17 protein-coding genes are annotated in these 18397 nt (G+C 56.2%); 7 read left to right on the top strand and 10 right to left on the bottom strand.

The window, feature by feature from the left end:
* The first annotated feature begins 36 nt into the window (after window positions 1-36).
* Entirely contained in the window at window positions 37-1239 is a 1203-nt protein-coding gene (locus tag ACG0Z5_RS09925) for an MFS transporter (protein WP_394446870.1), read from the top strand.
* Complete coding sequence (locus tag ACG0Z5_RS09920; RefSeq protein WP_394446867.1) at window positions 1239-2051, top strand: Cof-type HAD-IIB family hydrolase; 813 nt, start codon at window positions 1239-1241, stop codon at window positions 2049-2051. The genes ACG0Z5_RS09925 and ACG0Z5_RS09920 overlap by 1 nt, the downstream gene beginning before the upstream one ends.
* Window positions 2052-2105: 54 nt before the next feature.
* On the opposite strand, the gene ACG0Z5_RS09915 is transcribed toward ACG0Z5_RS09920, so the two are convergent.
* Window positions 2106-3335, bottom strand: a complete 1230-nt coding sequence (locus ACG0Z5_RS09915; protein ID WP_319787206.1) for an MFS transporter — start codon at window positions 3333-3335, stop codon at window positions 2106-2108.
* 277 nt (window positions 3336-3612) lie between these two features.
* Between ACG0Z5_RS09915 and ybjG the strand changes: the two genes are divergently transcribed.
* On the top strand, window positions 3613-4221 hold the full coding sequence (gene ybjG / locus ACG0Z5_RS09910; RefSeq protein ID WP_394446865.1) for an undecaprenyl-diphosphate phosphatase: 609 nt from the start codon (window positions 3613-3615) through the stop codon (window positions 4219-4221).
* A gap of 75 nt (window positions 4222-4296) precedes the next feature.
* Window positions 4297-5058, top strand: a complete 762-nt coding sequence (deoR, locus tag ACG0Z5_RS09905) for a DNA-binding transcriptional repressor DeoR (RefSeq protein ID WP_394446863.1) — start codon at window positions 4297-4299, stop codon at window positions 5056-5058.
* 14 nt (window positions 5059-5072) lie between these two features.
* Here the strand turns inward: deoR and dacC are convergent, their stop codons facing one another.
* On the bottom strand, window positions 5073-6281 hold the full coding sequence (gene dacC, locus ACG0Z5_RS09900) for a serine-type D-Ala-D-Ala carboxypeptidase (protein WP_394446861.1): 1209 nt from the start codon (window positions 6279-6281) through the stop codon (window positions 5073-5075).
* A gap of 246 nt (window positions 6282-6527) precedes the next feature.
* On the opposite strand from dacC, the gene ACG0Z5_RS09895 reads away from it, so the two are divergent.
* Entirely contained in the window at window positions 6528-7154 is a 627-nt protein-coding gene (locus ACG0Z5_RS09895; protein ID WP_394446859.1) for a glutathione S-transferase family protein, read from the top strand.
* Between the two features lie 2 nt (window positions 7155-7156).
* Here the strand turns inward: ACG0Z5_RS09895 and ACG0Z5_RS09890 are convergent, their stop codons facing one another.
* On the bottom strand, window positions 7157-8272 hold the full coding sequence (locus ACG0Z5_RS09890) for a PQQ-dependent sugar dehydrogenase (RefSeq protein ID WP_394446857.1): 1116 nt from the start codon (window positions 8270-8272) through the stop codon (window positions 7157-7159).
* A gap of 106 nt (window positions 8273-8378) precedes the next feature.
* A complete protein-coding gene (locus ACG0Z5_RS09885) occupies window positions 8379-8762 on the bottom strand; it encodes a biofilm formation regulator BssR (RefSeq protein WP_394446855.1) in 384 nt (127 codons plus the stop codon).
* A 245-nt stretch (window positions 8763-9007) separates the two neighbouring features.
* On the opposite strand from ACG0Z5_RS09885, the gene ACG0Z5_RS09880 reads away from it, so the two are divergent.
* Window positions 9008-9238, top strand: coding sequence for a DUF2554 family protein (locus tag ACG0Z5_RS09880; protein ID WP_394446853.1), 231 nt, complete (start codon window positions 9008-9010; stop codon window positions 9236-9238).
* A 29-nt stretch (window positions 9239-9267) separates the two neighbouring features.
* Here ACG0Z5_RS09880 and ACG0Z5_RS09875 read toward each other — a convergent pair whose 3' ends face one another.
* Window positions 9268-9510, bottom strand: a complete 243-nt coding sequence (locus ACG0Z5_RS09875; RefSeq protein WP_394446851.1) for a hypothetical protein — start codon at window positions 9508-9510, stop codon at window positions 9268-9270.
* Between the two features lie 254 nt (window positions 9511-9764).
* Here ACG0Z5_RS09875 and rimO point away from each other — a divergent pair, with 254 nt between their 5' ends.
* Entirely contained in the window at window positions 9765-11090 is a 1326-nt protein-coding gene (rimO, locus tag ACG0Z5_RS09870; protein WP_394446849.1) for a 30S ribosomal protein S12 methylthiotransferase RimO, read from the top strand.
* A 255-nt stretch (window positions 11091-11345) separates the two neighbouring features.
* On the opposite strand, the gene ACG0Z5_RS09865 is transcribed toward rimO, so the two are convergent.
* The 5 genes from ACG0Z5_RS09865 to ACG0Z5_RS09845 form a co-directional block, all read right to left on the bottom strand.
* Complete coding sequence (locus tag ACG0Z5_RS09865) at window positions 11346-11585, bottom strand: hypothetical protein (RefSeq protein ID WP_394446847.1); 240 nt, start codon at window positions 11583-11585, stop codon at window positions 11346-11348.
* Window positions 11586-11592: 7 nt separating this feature from the next.
* Entirely contained in the window at window positions 11593-16107 is a 4515-nt protein-coding gene (locus ACG0Z5_RS09860) for a glycohydrolase toxin TNT-related protein (RefSeq protein ID WP_394446845.1), read from the bottom strand.
* Window positions 16108-16112: 5 nt separating this feature from the next.
* Window positions 16113-16469: a DUF4150 domain-containing protein gene (locus ACG0Z5_RS09855; RefSeq protein ID WP_394446843.1), complete on the bottom strand. Its 357-nt coding sequence runs from the start codon at window positions 16467-16469 to the stop codon at window positions 16113-16115.
* Window position 16470: 1 nt separating this feature from the next.
* Window positions 16471-17667, bottom strand: a complete 1197-nt coding sequence (locus ACG0Z5_RS09850; protein ID WP_394446841.1) for a DUF2169 domain-containing protein — start codon at window positions 17665-17667, stop codon at window positions 16471-16473.
* Window positions 17668-17723: 56 nt separating this feature from the next.
* A partial coding sequence (locus ACG0Z5_RS09845) for a bacteriophage T4 gp5 trimerisation domain-containing protein (protein ID WP_405050561.1) occupies window positions 17724-18397 on the bottom strand: 674 nt, incomplete at its 5' end.

Genomic DNA, 18397 nt, shown 5'->3' with positions numbered 1-18397 from the left:
GTTGTCTCTCCCTCTTTTTCTACAGGCAGTTTACGGATGACGTCGCTTTCTTCACGCAGGGCCCTGCAGTTACGCATGTGGGCGCTGTTTATGTTCTTCTTTTTGCCAGGCTTATTAATGGCGTCCTGGGCCACGCGTACACCCGCAATTCGCGACATTCTCTCCGTGAACACCGCCGGAATGGGCATCGTGCTATTTGGCCTGTCAATTGGGTCGATGAGCGGCATTCTCTGTTCTGCGTGGCTAGTCAAACGGTTTGGCACCCGCAAAGTCATTCGCACCACGATGTCGTGCGCGGTACTCGGCATGATGCTCCTCAGCCTCGCGCTGTGGTACGCCTCGCCGTTGTTTTTCGCCTTCGGGCTGATGGTGTTTGGCGGCAGCTTTGGCGCAGCCGAAGTGGCGATTAACGTCGAAGGTGCGGCGGTTGAACGCGAGATGAATAAAACCGTTCTGCCAATGATGCACGGTTTTTACAGCCTCGGCACGCTGGTCGGGGCGGGGATCGGCATGGCGCTGACCGCGTTCGGCCTGTCCGCTATCCTTCATATTCTGCTTGCGGCCCTGTGCGGCATCGCGCCAATCATTATCGCTATCAAAGCTATTCCGGAAGGCACCGGGCAAAACTCGGCTGAAAACAGTGCCCATCATGAAAAAGGCGTCCCGTTTTATCGCGACGGCCAGCTGATGCTGATTGGCGTTGTCGTGCTGGCGATGGCATTTGCCGAAGGCTCAGCCAACGATTGGTTGCCGCTGCTGATGGTTGACGGTCACGGTTTTAGCCCGACGTCCGGCTCGCTGATTTACGCCGGATTTACGCTGGGCATGACCGTCGGGCGTTTCACCGGGGGCTGGTTTATCGACCGCTACAGCCGTGTCGCCGTAGTGCGCGCCAGCGCCATCATGGGCGCACTGGGTATCGCGCTGATTATCTTTGTCGACATCGACTGGGTGGCCGGTGTTTCAGTCATTTTATGGGGTCTGGGTGCATCACTTGGCTTCCCGCTGACCATTTCTGCTGCCAGCGACACCGGCCCGGATGCCCCGACCCGCGTGAGCGTCGTCGCCACCACCGGCTATCTGGCATTTCTGGTGGGCCCGCCGCTGCTCGGCTTCCTCGGGGAACATTACGGCCTGCGTAGCGCCATGTTGGCGGTGCTGTCGCTGGTTATCGTCGCAGCGCTGGTCGCGCGGGCGGTGGCAAAACCTGAATCTGAACCTGTGACGGAGCGTGCGTGATGAGTATCAAACTGATTGCCGTAGATATGGATGGCACCTTTCTCAGCGATGAGAAACGCTATAACCGGGCGCGTTTTCTCGCGCAGTATCAGCAGATGAAGGAGCAAGGCATTCGCTTTGTGGTGGCCAGTGGAAACCAGTACTGGCAGCTGATCTCTTTCTTTCCAGAAATAGCCGATGAGATAGCCTTTGTGGCTGAAAACGGCGGCTGGGTACGCGATGCTGGAGAAGATGTGTTCAACTGTGAACTCCCGGCGGCGCATTTTCGTCAGGTCGTCGATTTTCTTCATACCCTGCCGGACGTGGAGATCATCGCCTGTGGGAAACGCAGCGCCTATACCCTGAATCGCTACGATGACCAGCTAAAAACCATGGCGGGGCTTTACTATCACCGTCTCGAGATGGTTGACAGCTTTGATAATCTGAACGATACGTTCCTGAAATTCGGCCTGAATCTGCCCGACCGGCTGGTGCCTGAGGTGCAAAAAGCGCTGCATGAAGGCGTTGGCGATCTGATGACCGCGGTCACCACCGGGCACGGCAATATCGACCTGATCATCCCTGGCGTACATAAAGCCAACGGCCTGCGCCTGCTGCAGGAACGCTGGGGTATTCACGACAGCGACGTGGTGACATTTGGCGACAGCGGTAACGACCTGGAAATGTTGCGTCAGGCAGGTTTTGGCTTTGCGATGCAAAATGCGTGTGAGGCGGCCATTGAAGCGGCGCGTTATCGGGCCCCGCACAATAACCAAGAAGGCGTTTTGCAGGTGATTGATCAAGTATTGAAGCGGGAAGCACCGTTTCATTAACGGGGTGTAACTGGCCCGGCAGGCGTAACGACCGCCGCCGGGCAGACGACCCATTTAGCTCTGCGAACTGCCGACCGTTTTATCTTTAAGGAAGTAAACAATCAGCGCCAGCCAGATAATACCGTTCGCCAGGTTGAACAGGCTGAACAAGCCGTTGCCGCCGAACTGGTAAGCATGTTTGCTCACCTCGATGCCGACGGTGAAGATGAACATCTGCAACATCCCCATCGCCGCCGAGACCGTGCCCTTGCTCATGTCGCTGGCAAACAGCGTCAAGCGCACCAGCCCGGCGTTGGCCACGCCAATACCGAAGGCATAGAGGCTCAGACCGGCGGTCATCCACAGATACGCATGGGTTGAGACCACCGTTGCGGCAGCCGCCAGAATCAACCCGGCCATAATCGGCCAGCCACCGGCAATGATTAGCCAACGGATAGCCCGGCGCGACGTCAGCCTGGCGAGCACCAGGTTCCCCATAATCAGCGCACCAAAAATTGGCACCTGCAACATGCCGTATTCGTAGGTGCTGGCCTGTTCCCCGCTGATGATAATCACCGGCGATTGCGCGATCCACGCCAGTAACGGCAGGCTGACGAACCCGGTCGCCAGGGCTCCGGCGACAAAGCGCAGGTTTTTCAGCACCAGGCCGTAATCACGCCCCAGCTCCTTCCACGACAGCTTTTCGCCCAGACGCGTCGCCGTTTCCGGCATCGCCCGTTGCAAGCCAAAGAAGGCAATCAGCGCCAGTGCGGCGAACAGGACAAACATCGTTTCCCACGGCGCAACGTGTACCCAAGCCGCACCCACCAACGGGCCGAGCAGCGGCGCAATCAGCGCCACGTTCGCCATCAGCGCGGTGATTTTGATACACACCGCCTCCTCAAACGACTCCTGAATCGCGGCATACCCCACCGCACCGATGAAGCACAGGCTTATCCCTTGCAGGAAACGCAGGAAGGTAAATTGTTCAATGTTCTGTGCCAGCAGCGTCGCGAGGCAGGTGATGATGAACCACACGACACCGGTGAGCATCACCGGACGACGGCCAATACGATCCGACAGCGGTCCGAGCAGCCACTGTAAAAACATGCCGCCAGCCAGATAGGCGGTCATCGATGTGGGCACCCATTCGGTCCCGGCGTTGAACTGATCTACCACCGCCAACATGCCCGGTTGGATCATGTCGTTGCCGATATAGGTAGAGAATTCGTAAAGCACCAGACAGAGCGGGAAAAGTAACGCCTGACGACCAAGGCGTTTGCCAGAAAGTGAAGGGTTGTGCATGCAATCTCTTTAAGATGAATAAATCGCGTGAAGTGTAATAAAAGGTTCCCCCTGGCGGTAGCTAAATGTACGCGAAACACTCTGTTACAGCACAATTTCACCTGTTTAAGATTCGCTTAAGTTGCTGGGCCTATACTGCGGCTCAGAAAGCATTAAAAGGTAAACATTACCTGAACAGAAATCGTAACCACCGGACAATTAAGACAATGCCCCTTTACCGGTCCGGCTGCGGTTTTTAAGGTGAGTACCGTCATCTAACTGTAAGAGTCCGCAACGTATGCTGGAAAGTTTAAATTACTCGCTGTTTTACTGGATCAACGCCACGCCTGCGTCGCCGCAGTGGATGATTTCGTTGGCCATCTTTCTCGCCAAAGATCTGATCAGCATCGTGCCTCTGTTGGCGGTGGTGCTGTGGCTATGGGGCCCGCGCGGACAAGTCTGCGCCCAGCGCCAACTGGTGATTAAGCTGGCGATGGCGATTGGCATCAGCCTGTTACTCTCCTGGACTGTCGGGCATGTGTTCCCGCATGACAGACCCTTTGTCGATGGGGTGGGCTATAACTTCCTGCATCACTCTGCGGATGACTCGTTCCCAAGCGACCACGGCACGGTGATTTTCACCTTTGCGCTGGCGTTCCTGTTCTGGCATCGCCTGTGGTCTGGCGTACTGATGATGATTATCGGCTGCGTCATTGCCTGGTCACGCGTATACCTCGGCGTGCATTGGCCGCTGGATATGGTCGGCGGTTTCCTGGCCGGGCTCAGCGGATGTTTGGGGGCGCAGGTTCTGTGGCTCATTTTCGGCGAGGCGCTCTATCGCCGTTTGCAGGCCGCGTACCGTTTCTGCTTCTCGCTGCCGATTCGTAAAGGCTGGATACGTGACTAAGGCCTGCTGCGCAGGTAAAATTGTCGCCTGACCCTCTGCCTGACGCGGGGGGCATGTTCAGCTTACAGGGGTTTTATGGAAACACGGCGCGAGGAACGAATCAGCCAGCTTATTCAGGCTCTGAAACGTAGCGATAAGCTCCATCTGAAAGAAGCGGCGGCGCTGCTGGGCGTTTCCGAGATGACCATTCGTCGTGACCTCAACAGCCACAGCGGGCCGATGGTGCTGCTTGGCGGTTATGTGGTGCTGGAGCCCCGCAGCGCCAGTCATTATCTATTGAGCGATCAGAAAACCCGGCTGGTCGACGAAAAGCGCCAGGCCGCAAAACATGCGGCAAAACTGCTGAAACCTCACCAGATGGCATTCTTTGACTGCGGGACCACCACCCCGTGGATTATCGACGCCATTGACGACGAACTGCCGTTTACCGGCATCTGTTATTCCCTGAACACCTTTCTCTCGTTGCAGGAAAAACCGCTGTGCCGCGTGATTCTTTGCGGCGGCGAATTTCACGCCAGTAACGCCATTTTCAAACCGCTCAGCCCGCAGGATACCCTGAGCCATCTGTGCCCGGATATCGCGTTTTATTCCGCGGCAGGGATCCACGCCACGCTCGGCGCAACCTGTTTTAATCTCGATGAATTGCCGGTAAAACACTGGGCATTGACCAGCGCACAGCAGCATGTCCTGGTGGTGGACCACACCAAATTCGGCAAGGTTCGCCCGGCGAGGATGGGGGATTTGAGCTGTTTTAACGTGATTGCCAGCGACCGTCGTCCGGATGATGAACTGACGGCGCTGGCCAAGCAGCGTGGCATCACGCTGCTATTCGACTAACACGTCCCGACAACTTAAGAGAACCAGCTGCCAAACCACTGATGGAATTTCATCAGCACGAAATCGACCATGCGGTTGAAGAAACCCCCTTCATTGACCGCTTCCATCACAATAAGCGGACGCTGTTCGATGGTTTTATCGTTCAGCTTGAAGTCGATAGTGCCGACCACTTGCCCTTTCGTCAGCGGGGCCGTCAGCTGCGGATCGTTCAGGGTGTAGCTCGCTTTCAGGTTTTTCAACTGCCCGCGCGGTAAGGTGATGGAACCTGCGTCCCCTGCCCCCAACTTGGCCTGGCTGCTGTCGCCGTACCACACGCGCTGCTCGATAAACGTTGCATCCGGTTTGATCGGCGTGACGGTTTCATAGAAGCGGAAACCCCAGGTCAGCAGTTTTTCGGATTCATTAAAACGGATTCGGTCCGTTTTGGTGCCGAGCACGACCGCAATCAGACGCATATCGCCCTGCTTCGCCGAAGAGACCAGGTTATAACCCGCTCCGGCAGTGGTACCCGTTTTCACCCCATCCGCACCCAGGCTATTGTTCCACAACAGACGGTTGCGGTTAGGCTGCTTGATGTTGTTGAAAGTGAACTCTTTCTCTTTGTGAATGGCGTACTCATCCGGTACGTCGTGGATCATCGCCTTGGTCAGCAAGGCCATATCGCGGGCGGTACTGAACTGCCCCGGCGCGTCGAGACCGTGAACGGTTTTGAACGTGGTATTGGTCAGGCCCAGTTTCTGCGAATAGCTGTTCATCAGGCTGATGAATGAATCCTGGCTGCCCGCCACGTAATCCGCCAGCGCGATGCAGGCGTCGTTCCCGGACTGGATGATCACCCCTTTATTGAGGTTTTCCACCGATACCTGATCGCCGGGTTTGAGGAACATCACCGATGAACCGCGCAGTGCCGGGTTACCGGTCGCCCAGGCATCTTTGCCGATGGTGACCATATCGGTCAATTTGATTTTATTGGCTTTTATCGCCTGGCCCACGACATAGCTGGTCATGATTTTAGTCAGACTGGCCGGGTCGAGTTTGTCGTCAGCATTGCCTTCGCTCAGCACCTTGCCGCTGGCGTAATCCATCAGGATCCACGCTTTAGCGTCTACCGGCGGAGCTTCCGGTTGTTGAACAGCATCGGCCGCCTGCAGCGCAGGAGCCACGAGAAGTAAAAGCAAGGAGCCTGCCGCCAGGCCGCGGGGAGAAACAACTGTTCGCGTCATAAGAGCCACCCAAGTATCCATTCCAAAAAACACGCTACGTCTACGACGCCGTGCAACAACAGGCGGTGAGTAATAACGTAGAAATGACCTTAAAGAAACAATGCGTTGGTAAAGTTTTTAAAGTTTACGCAAGAACGCCGCGTTGTGCCGAAAACGAGACAATTTTTTTGATCGCGGTTGTGTGAATGTTGAATATAACCCACCATGAGAGCTTCATTAATTGATGCGCTGAATATAGGTAGGATTATGATCACGCTTTGGGGCAGAAATAATTCAACAAATGTTAAAAAAGTACGCTGGACGCTGGAAGAGCTGGGCCTGACGTACAACCAGATCCTCGCCGGGCTGGAGTTTGGCCTGAATCACGATGCGGACTACCTCGCCAAAAACCCAAACGGTCTGGTGCCGCTGCTGCATGACGATGCCACCGAGATTACCCTTTGGGAATCAAATACCATCGTGCGTTATCTTGCCGCGCAGTACGGGCAAAACGGCCTGTGGCAGGACAATCCGGCCAAGCGCGCTCAGGGCGAAAAATGGATGGACTGGGCCAACGGCTCACTCTCCCCGGCGCATCGGGTTATCTTGATGGGCCTCGTCAGAACGCCAGTGGAACAGCGCGATTACGCCGCCATTGAGGCGGGTATCGTTCAGTGCGAGAAGCTGTTAGCGATTCTGGACGCGGCCCTTGCCGAATCCCCGTGGCTGTCCGGGGAGGAATTTGGTCCGGGCGACATCGCCGTGGCCCCGTTCATTTATAACCTGCTGGAAACGGTTAAAACCTGGCAGCCGCACTCAAATGTACAGCGCTGGTATCAGCAATTGTCACGCCGCCCGGCGTTTCAAAGCGTAGTGATGATCCCGGTCACCTGATTTCAGTTCCCCGGGCTTATCTTCAACAACTGCCCATCGGACTCGTCGGTTAGCGCGTAAAGATAGCCGTCGGGTCCGACACGCACGTCACGAATACGCTGCTTTCTGTCTGTCAGAATACGCCCCTCTTCCGTCACCTTGTTGCCATCGACGTTGAGCACAATAATTTCCTGAGTCTTCAACGCACCTACAAACAACTTATGCTGCCATTGCGGGAACGTGTTGGCGTTATAGAACGCCATGCCGCTGACCGCAGGCGACTGCGGCCAGAAGAAGAGCGGCGTTTCGGTGCCCGCGACTTTCTGACCTTTCGCTTCCGGGATCGGCAGTCCGCTGTAGTTCACGCCGTGGGTCGCCAGCGGCCAGCCGTAGTTTTTCCCGCGCTCGGGAATGTTGATTTCATCCCCGCCACGCGGGCCGTGTTCGTTCAGCCACAGTGTATCGCTCCACGGGTTCATCGCCATGCCCTGCGGATTGCGGATACCATAAGACCAGATTTCCGGCCGCGCGCCTGGCTGATTGACAAAGGGGTTATCCGGCGGGACTTTACCCTGATCGGTCAGTCGCACCACTTTGCCCTGAAGCTTGTCGAGATCCTGCGCGGTGGCGCGCTGGTTGTTTTCACCCAGGCCGATGTACAGATAGCCTTTACCATCGAACACCAGCCGCCCACCAAAATGATTGCCGGTAGAGAGTTTTGGCATTTGCCGGAACACCACCTGGAACCCGGTCAGCCGCGAGTGATCGTCGCTCAAGCGGCCATAGCCCACCGCCGTACCCGCTTTACCGTCATCGCCCGCTTCAGCATAGCTCAGCCACACCCGCCGGGACTGGGCAAAATCCGGGGCCAGCACCACATCCAGCAGACCGCCCTGCCCGTTGGCCCAGACGCGTGGCACACCGACAATGGGGTCTGAAAGCCCTTTGCCTTGCTTCCACAGGCGCAGCTGCCCGCCACGCAGAGTAATCAGCAGGCCTTGGTTTTCCGGCAGGAAGGTCATCGACCACGGGTGATCGAGCTTACGCTGCAACACGTCGACCCGAACGTCAGCCGCATACAATGCAGGCGACAACAGCAGAGAAGAACCCAACAGTAAACTCAGCGTGAAACGGTGCATAGCTGGCTCCTTTTTGACCGATTGCGTTAAGGGTAGCCAGCGGACCAGATACGGGGGGAATGTTTACAAAAACTTAACCATGAGGGGGAGTTGCCTCCCCCGAAAGTCAGGCGTGCGCCCAGGGGGCAGAGGTATTCACAACCTGGATAGACGAAGATAAGGTGTCGAGACAGCCTTGCAGGGCATCCGGGTTAACGGCGATAAATGATGGACAGTCATGATGCCCACTCATCAGACACACCGCCGCATGAGCCAGTGCTTCTGTGGCTGCGTGGAATGCCGCATTCTGGGCCGGTGTTAACGACGCTGAGAGCGCCGGGGCATGTGTGCGTAGCTCGTCGCACAGTTCAAACAGGTTATCACGCAGATGGTCAGTGTCGCTGACGGACATATAGCCTTTAGCTTGCCTGAGTTGCAGGTAGGCCGCGAGGTCAATTTGCGCATTAACCATTTTATTCAACAGGTTGTGGAACAGTTTTTCTGTGCTCATATCCTCCTCCTGTATCGTCCGGGGTCAACTTTATAGTATGGTTGTTTTTTGTACACACCAATGCGCCAGGTCAATATTTCGCCGATAATTTACCCTTTTTTAACTTCTGCTGATTGACGCGAGGCGGTGTAACCTGACGGTACAATAAAGCAACACTTGTTGAGGGTTTGTTTCAGAAACCGAATAGTTACTTACTGCAACTATTGGTATAGTGCGCTCCGTCTCCACAATCAGACGGTGCAAAAATGTTCCAGAAAGGATTATCCGTTGTGCTACTGCTGTGCGCGCTTTTTTCCGGCCAGCTATTGGCGAGTGGCCATGGCCATGAATTCTACGATGTCCAGAATGCCGATCATCTGCTGCGCCACAGCGCCGACAGCGATGAAATCCGCGCCCGAACCCGAGAGGCCGCCGATGAACTTCGCGAAGGTCACCATAACGTGAAAGACCGTAAACCCGAGGTTACCCATTTATAAAAGTCTCCCCCCATAAGCGGGGGGAGAACTCAGTATTTAATATCGCGTGCGGCATCGCGGCCGCTCTGTTTATTTTCGCGATGCTCCTGACGACAATCGGCATTACCGACCACGCCCTGACGGCACTCTTGTTTCGCATCACGGGAATCCTGACGGGTATCCTGGCGTACGTCCCGAGCATCGCGGCGCTGGCCTGCCTGCTGAGTGGCCTGAGCCGGTAATACGGCGGTCAGCGAACAGACGGCAAGCAGCATCATTGCAGATTTTTTCATGGTAAATCCTCAAGCAGAATAATTGCACAGAACGTTGGAGGTCTATTTTTTAGCAAATAAGCGCCTGCTGCTTTTTCTATTTGATTTAATTAAAAATCATTTTTGAGTTGCATTCAGATAAGTATAGTTCAGACAATGAATTCGCTCGTGTTCACCCGTCACTCAAGGTTTGCTAAAGATAGCAGTACAAATTCCCCGCCGACCTCTGTAGAATCCGTGCCTGACCCTTCCCCAAATTGAATACTTTTTAAGCTATGAGCAATGTAACGCAGCAGCCGAAAATCGGCTTTGTCTCTCTGGGCTGTCCCAAAAACCTGGTGGACTCTGAACGTATCCTGACCGAACTGCGCACCGAAGGCTATGACGTGGTGCCAAGCTACGACAATGCCGATATGGTTATCGTCAACACCTGCGGCTTTATCGACAGCGCGGTGCAGGAATCCCTCGAAGCCATCGGCGAAGCCCTGAAAGAGAACGGCAAGGTGATTGTCACCGGCTGTCTCGGTGCGAAGGTCGACCAGATCCGTGAAGTGCATCCAAAGGTGCTGGAAATCACCGGTCCACACAGCTACGAGCAGGTGCTGGAACACGTGCATCACTACGTGCCAAAACCACAGCACAACCCGTTCCTGAGCCTGGTGCCGGAACAGGGCGTGAAGCTGACGCCGCGTCATTACGCGTACTTAAAAATTTCCGAAGGCTGCAACCATCGCTGCACCTTCTGCATTATCCCGTCGATGCGTGGCGACCTCGACAGCCGTCCGATTGGCGACGTGCTGTCTGAAGCCAAGCGTCTGGTGGATGCGGGCGTGAAAGAGCTGCTGGTGATTTCTCAGGACACCTCCGCCTACGGCGTGGATGTGAAACATCGCATGGGCTTCCATAACGGTGAGCCGGTAAAAACCAGCATGGTCGGCCTGTGCGAACAGCTGGCGAAGCTTGGCGTCTGGGTACGTCTGCACTACGTTTACCCGTATCCACACGTTGACGACGTGATTCCGCTGATGGCGGAAGGCAAAATCCTGCCGTACCTCGATATCCCACTGCAGCACGCCAGCCCGCGCATCCTCAAATTGATGAAGCGTCCAGGTTCCGTTGACCGCCAGCTGGCGCGCATTAAACAGTGGCGTGAAATGTGCCCTGAACTGACCCTGCGTTCCACCTTCATCGTCGGCTTCCCGGGTGAAACCGAGGAAGATTTCCAGATGCTGCTCGACTTCCTGAAAGAAGCGCGTCTCGACCGCGTCGGCTGCTTCAAATACAGCCCGGTAGAAGGCGCGACCGCCAACGAACTGGAAGGTCAGGTTCCGGAAGAGGTGAAAGAAGAGCGCTGGAACCGCTTTATGCAGTTGCAACAGCAGATTTCTGCTGAGCGTCTGCAGGAGAAAGTGGGCCGCGAAATCATGGTACTTATCGACGAAGTGGATGATGAAGGCGCGATTGGCCGCAGCATGGCCGATGCCCCGGAAATCGACGGGGCGGTATACCTGAACGGCGAAACCCGCGTGAAGCCAGGCGACGTACTGCGCGTGAAAGTTGAACACGCGGATGAGTACGATCTGTGGGGTTCACGGGTTTAATTCCTGAGGAAGGCCTCTCCAGAATCGGCTGTCTCTATACACATGTCCCCGGCATAATCGCCGGGGACTTTTTTTGTGCTTTTCCAGCGCTGTTTATCTGCCTGTATATCGCTTTACTCAGGTCTCCGTGTAAGCACACCCGTTTTAGTTACACAGAATTATTTACAGGGTCAATAAATGCCGTGAAGATCATTATGATCTATTCCGGCATAATTTCCATCAGACTCTTTGATTCTGTAAATTATTAAGAATAATTTATTTTACTCTACCAGTAGCTATCGCTTTTATTTGATTATATATATAATCACACGCATCATTTTCCGTAATGAATTCAACAACTCCTGTCCTTATCCCTCGTTCAGAATAATATACTATCCATTTGTTATTTTCAAAACCCAAACATAATTTCTCATTAGGTAACCCTCCATCTAATGAATAGATGGATTTCGATATCTTTTCTTTCTCAAGAAGATCTTTTAATTCATTCTTCTTCATAACAAAATCATCTCCTTTCAAGTGAACCATTATTTATTAGATCAATAACCTTATCCGGCAGTTCATATTGAGTTCCTCCACCTTCATAGCCAAACCATGGAGTCGCATCCCCTGCGTCTACAGTTATTGGTTTCGTAACCTCATATACATTATATGGTTTTCCATCAGTCCCAGGTTTTAATGATCTGGCCCTATATGGAGTACCTTCGGGGGACAAGAACGACCCATATTCACTACCATATCTATCAATTCTTGTACCCGGTAATAATGTAAATCTAGATGATTCACCTAAAACACCTCTATTAGGTGGCCATTCATTGTAATTTTTAAAATTAGATGAAGCCCTTGCATTTCTGCTGGCATCAATATTATTCAGAATATATTGTCTATTACAACAATCCCGACCAGCCAACCCCAGCGGATCAACCCAACTCAACGGGTTATGCACATACCCGTAAGGATTCACCCCACCCTGCAGCCCTATCGGATCCGGCGTCAGGTACTGCCCCGTCTTCGTATCATAGTAACGGAACCGGTTGTAGTGCAACCCCGATTCTTCATCCTCATACTGTCCCGCAAAACGCAGGTTACAGCTCAGCTTGTCCGCATCATTCGCCGCCACCGCCCACTGCCGGCACCGGCCCCAGAGACTCAGCCGTCCTGCCCACGCCCTTTTTCCCTGCTCCGTCAGCAGCTCCCGCGGCGTCCCCAGGTGGTCACTCACCACATAATGCAGCCTGCCCTTTGCCTGCCGTGCCAGCGGGGTAAGTCCTCCCGGGGCATACAGCCAGTGGACGCTCTCCTCATATGCCGCCGTGCCGTCTGCGTACAGCGGCGTCTCCGCTATCAGCTGGTCCCCGCTCCACTGGTATTCCCACCCCACCGGGCTTGTCGCCGGAGGGCTGTCCGACAGCTTTTCCTTGCGGATACGTCGCCCGAACGGGTCATACGCATAGCGCCAGCGCGCCCCGTCCGGGGTGATAAACTCGCTCAGCTGGCTTTGAGCATTCCACCGGTAACGCCACCGCTGTGGCCGCCAGCCATCCCGGCACAATCGCTTTTCCGTCAGCCGTCCGGCGGCGTCGTACCGGTATTCGCAGGCGCCACGGCTCACCACCCGCCCCGCCTGCTGTTGCTGGCTGAACTGTTCCGCCGCCGCCCGGGCCGCACTGATGTTCAGGTCTGCGTCGTACTCAAACCGCTCTTCCGGAAACGCTGTCCCGCCCGACATCGCCCGGGTTATCTGGTCGTTCTGGTCGTAACTGTACTGCGCGTTGCCCCACAGCCCATCCTCGATGCACCGCACATTATACGCCCCGTCATACGCCCAGCGCCGGTTCACCACGCTGCCGGTCATCTCACTCCCGTCCCCGCCCAGCAGATGCCTGAACTGCACCGAGTCCCGGCCTGCCGCCTGCACCTGCAGCCTCCCCGTCGGGGTATACCCCTGCGCCTGAATAAAACCCGCCCCGCTCTGGCGCAGATGCTCCCGGCCCGCCGCGTCGTAGCTCAGCGACAGCGGACTGTAATCCCCCACCTGCAGGGCGCTTATCCGTCCCCCCGTATCGTATTCGTAACCTGACGTCAGCCCGCCGCAGGTCCGGGACAGGGCGCGTGGTGCCTGGTCATCCCACTGATGCGTCACCGCCTGCCCGTTGAGCCGCTCACACACCTGACGCCCGGCCTCGTCATATTCAAATTCCACCCGTGCATCATCGTTCTGCGCCCGTATCATCCGTCCCTGCCGGTCATACCCGTACTGCGTGACGGCAAGCAGCGTGGACTGCACATCGCTGCCCTGCCACACCTCCTGACGTATCAGCTCATCCCGCAGGGAATAGTGCCAGCGGACAATCCGGTTGTCGGGATGCCAGGCTCCCGTGCGCCGGCCGGCGGCGTCGTACTCATACCGCACGCTCCGTCCGGTGAAGTCCGTCTCACGGACAACCTGCCCGGCCGCATCCCGCTCAAGCCTGTACGTTTCCCCGCCCGCGCAGGTCACATGGGTCAGCCGCGTCAGCGAGTCATACGCAAAGCCCAGCGTCTTCCCGTCCGGGCGGGTCAGCCCCAGCAGCAGGTCGAACGCCCCGTACAGGTAGCGGGTGGTCTTGCCCTCGCCGTCGGTGAAACTCGCCCGCCGTTTTTCACCGTCGTAGCCGGGTCGCTGCGTTACGCCGTCCGGCAGACTCACCTGCGTCAGGCTGCCATCCACGCCGGCATGCGCCTCAGAATGGGTATACCGGGTGAGATGCCCCAGCGGGTCCGTGACGCGCAGCACCCGCCCGAACAGGTCCTGTTCAAGCCGGGTGACGGCCTTATCCGGGGCGGTCAGGGTGGTCAGCTGATGCCGGGCATTGTAGCCATAATGCCACGCGGCACCGTCGGGCTGATGCTCACTCAGGCACTGACCCTGCGCGTTATAGTCCCTGATGGTCACCTGCCCCTGCGGGTCGGTCCGGCTGATCAGTCGCCCCTGGTCATTCCACGCAAACTGCCAGCATTGTCCGTCGGGCTGCGTGACCTTCACCACCTGACCGGCGTCGTTGTAGTCATACCTCACCGTGTCGCCCGCGGCGTTACTGACCGCCGTCACCTGTCCATAAGCGTTGTAGCGATAGTCGGTGTTGCGCCCCAGCGCGTCGGTCTCACGCACTTTATTGCCATGGTCCCACAGCGTCTGCGTCACCCGTCCCAGCGGGTCGGTGACCCGGGTCACCCGCCCTGCCGGATTGTATTCGTAAACCGAACGACCGCCTTCGCCGTCGATATACGTGGTTCGACGGTGGAGTGCGTCATAGATAAAACGGTCACAGAAATAGCCGCCTTCACCGTGAACGGCGGTCACCCGGCCCTCTGCATCATAGCGATAGCGCACATCGGTTTGGTCGGTATCGTGCCAGCGCAGCATGTATCCCTGCGCATCGTACTCATGCCACAGATGGGTGAACTGGAACGTCCGGCACTCCGCCAGCCGGCCCCGGTCATCGTAATGACTCTCTGCCAGCCACTGATGCTGGCCCCCCTCGACCCGGGTAATGCCGCTCAGCCGGTTATGCCGGTACGCCAGCACGAGGTCATAGCCGTCACTGTGCGTCAGGCGAACCAGACGCTCCCCTTCATAGCAAAACGCTATGCGGTTCCCGGCGGCGTCATGCAGGCCGGAAAGCCGGCGCCGGGCCCCGGGCTGTGACTCAAAACAGAGCGTCAACTGGCTTCTGCGGTCAAAGACATACAGCGCCCCGCGGCGGGTGCCGTACAGACGGTAATGGGCCTGCTGCAGATTCAGCGCATCCACCTCCTCACCGCGGGTGTAATAGCTCAGCCGGGTGCCTTCGTGGTTGGTGAAGTGAATTTCATCTTCCGCAAGCCATAACGACTGCGACCAGTTATCGCTCCATTTATCACCAAACAGACCGCGCTGTCGTGAACGGGAGCGATAGACTCGCGTCAGCGTCAGAGGGAGGGTGCCCGGCAGGTCAAGCACCGGTAACACCTGCAGCAAATCGCCACTGGCGACATCCACCGGGTCACTGGCACAGGTCCCGGTATCAACATCGTTATCCCCGTCTTTCTTCTCCGAGGTGGACGGACTGGCGTTTTCGTCTGCCGCCGTTTTACCCTCAGCCTCTGTTTTTCGGGGAAGCACCGTGGCCCCGGGCTCCGCCGCATGCGCCGCGTCTTTTCCTGCACCTTTCGCCATGCCCGTTGCCGCGGCGGCGGCCGTCTCTCTGGCGGCTAATTTACTGAACATACGGGTAAGGCCGTTAACAAGACCCACGCCATCTGCGATACCCATCCCCAGCTGGATAGCCACATCCCCGGTATGTTCAGCCGGGGTATTCAGCGTCGCTCTGGCGCTGTCAAAATTCACATCAGCAACATTATCCTGCATGGCCTGCGCGATCTGCATCATCTCCGCGGCCTGGCCGGGGTGGCCGATGACACCGGTGAGGGCGGCTTGCTGCATCATGTCACCCGATGCCTGCAGGGTTGCCCCCTGGGCAAAAAGCCCGGCAATATCCAGCGTCATATTCCACAGGCTTTTCCCTGCGCCCAGCACGGCCATCTCCGGGTGTTCGATGGCATCCGGAATACCGTCCACGCCTTCCCCCACCCAGCCGGTGAATTCTGACCAGATGCCCTGCTCTGCCGGGGTTTCCGGCACCACCGCCGGGTTAGCCTCTTTCGCCACAATATTACGGGCTTTCGGCATCTGCGTGATTTTGCCGAGGGTGTTACCGGTGCCGGTAGTGACCGGCCCTGACGCCACGGGCTCCGTCCGGGGTCCGTCTGCCAGTTCGGGTAAATTCAGCCGGGGATGGTCCTGTTTAAATTGTTCGTACGCCTGGGGTGTCCATGCGTCCACTTCGTCTGGCGCACCGTTGTTGTAATGGGTAATGACCGAAACATAATCATCAGCCTTCGTGCCCTGCACCGTGCTGGAGGCAATGGAGTGGTAATAAGCATCTTCCTGAGCCGCCGTTGGGGCTCCGGTGCTGACGGTAATCACATCGTTACTCATAACCATTATTTCCCGTTCATCCAGAATGTATCGCCATGGCGCAGGACCGCCCGCTTCCCTGCCTTAACGCTGGTGCTGTGCTCCAGCGGATAGCACTTCCCTCCGACCGTGCCGCTCTTTACGCCTTTAGCCACGCCGGGCTGGTCCCCAATCGTGGAAGGAATAAAGCTCTGATTCATCACCACAACCGGACAACCATTGGCTTTTACTGAGGGAACGTCCTGGACAGCACTGCCCAGACGGGCAATGACCGGGTAAGGAATGGGGGGAGTGGCGGGTCCGATGGGTGTTTTGCAGACATCGGGGGTCAGACTGACAACAATCCATTCGCTATTTTTACGGGCCATGTAATTTTCAGCCATGTCAGAGAACCTTTTCTGGCGGGGATGCCGGGGCGAATAACATCGGATAAATGGAAGCGGGAAGCTTCTGAGGATCGGTTTCAAAGCGTGCTTCCATCACACGAACCGGGGGAGTGGCAGAGATGAGACAGCGCCAGCACACCGTCACTTCCCGCCTCTCTGAATCAATATGCAATGTGTCTATCTGCATGCGTTGCGGCAGCCAGATACCCTTTTCCATTCGCAGTAAAACAAACGCGACATGCTCCGGGATCGAAAAGTGTAATGGCCCATCGGGCGAGACCCCTTCCAGGCTTACTGACAGCGGCAGCGTAGGATAAGGAATTTGCTGTTCAGCAGGCGCGCAATTCCAGTAACTGAAATCGAAATCGGCGGGCAGAAAGGGATGGCGTGTTGCCAGCCACTCCTCATCATAGGAGCCAGCCAGTGCCAGCCGGGGTTGCCACGCCCGCCCGAGTGTTCCCAGCCCGACAGGGTGAAAACAAGGTGAGTTGAGATCTGCATTACCCGCAATTTGTGCCGTAAAATCTTCAGCCGTGAGTGGGTGTTGCGGATCAAAAATTCGGGGGGCCGGGTATCGTGTTGGCTGTTTTGCCCGGGCATACCATGGCGTTATAAAACCCAGGCCTGACGGATTATGCGCGCAGGCCTGATGCGCCAGTGGCGCATTCGGTGCCTGTGGATGCCGGGCTTGTTGTTCCGCTGTCAAAAGCGCAGCCCTGTCTATTTCACCCGTTATTTTTTCGTGTTTATCCAGACGACTCTCCCCACCAAACGCCCCTTCCCAGCGCAGAGGATAAGAGACAAAGGATTCCGGTGGGCTTAGCGACCATTTACCGGTTAACACATGTTGCTCAAAATAGTGCTTACCCGCGACCATCAGTTTTCTGGTCAGCAAAGATGCGCCTTCTGCGTTTTTGATCTCTATGCTGACCGGTATTTCAGCACAGGGGTGACGCTGTGCCGACCACGCGGTGGCATTAATAATGACATCACAAACGGGCTTAAAAGGCGCGAGATCGCTTTCCTGCAACACGGATGAGGCGTTTACTTTGTCACTGAACTCATCCTCAAAGCAAAGCGGAACGGCATCCTCGTCCCGAACCCGAAGCTGATAGCCTCCCCGCCCTGTAGGCTGAAGTTGGTAGCCGACTTTCATGACGACAACATGCTTTTCTTCGTCACTGGCATCCAGCATGGCGTACTGCATGGCGGCAAAAGGCGTCAGATTGCGAAATTCCATTTTCCGACTCCTCAGTTCAGGTCGACGTCTTTGCCGATGATGTTGACCTGCCCACTGGCAGAAAAAACAAACTCTGTGCCAGTGATGGTCACTTTGCCATCTTTGTTCATCCTGATAGCGCTTTGGCCACAGATCAGTTCGATAACATCCCCGGCACTCACCTTCAGTGAGTTCACGACGTCCACACTTTTGCTCATGCCAACGAATTCTGTCTGGTCGAACGCCACAGCTGTCAGCATTTCAGCCCCAACGGTGATGTCATACATGCCTGCCACAGCCAGAGAACGAATGCCGCCCACAGTTTCAGTGCTTGTCAGCAAAACGGATTCAATTTTGTGCTTTTCTACCGTGTGAGTATGATTTTTTACGATGGTGGTGTTCTGGTTTTTTACCACCGTCACTGACTGATTTCCGCTCACCAGTTCGGTGTGATTGTTATCGACTGTGGTGCGACGGTCGTGAAGGACTTTGGTGTTCATGTCCCTCTGCGCGTGTAGAAAAAGTTCCTCGCTGCCTTTGGCATCCTCAAAACGCAGCTCATTAAACCCCTCGCCCTTGTGCGTCTTCGAGCGGAATGCCATCTGCGTTTTTGTCCCCGGCAGGCTCCCCGGCGGGATGTTGCTCGCGTGATAGGTTCTTCCCGTCACAATCGGCTGGTCCGGGTCACCGTGCAGAAAATCCACCA

Source organism: Scandinavium sp. M-37 (genome assembly GCF_043558715.1).
GTDB classification, from domain to species: domain Bacteria; phylum Pseudomonadota; class Gammaproteobacteria; order Enterobacterales; family Enterobacteriaceae; genus Scandinavium; species Scandinavium vulneris_A.
Note: the sequence above shows the minus strand (reverse complement) of the source record. Positions and strands in the feature narration are given on the sequence as shown.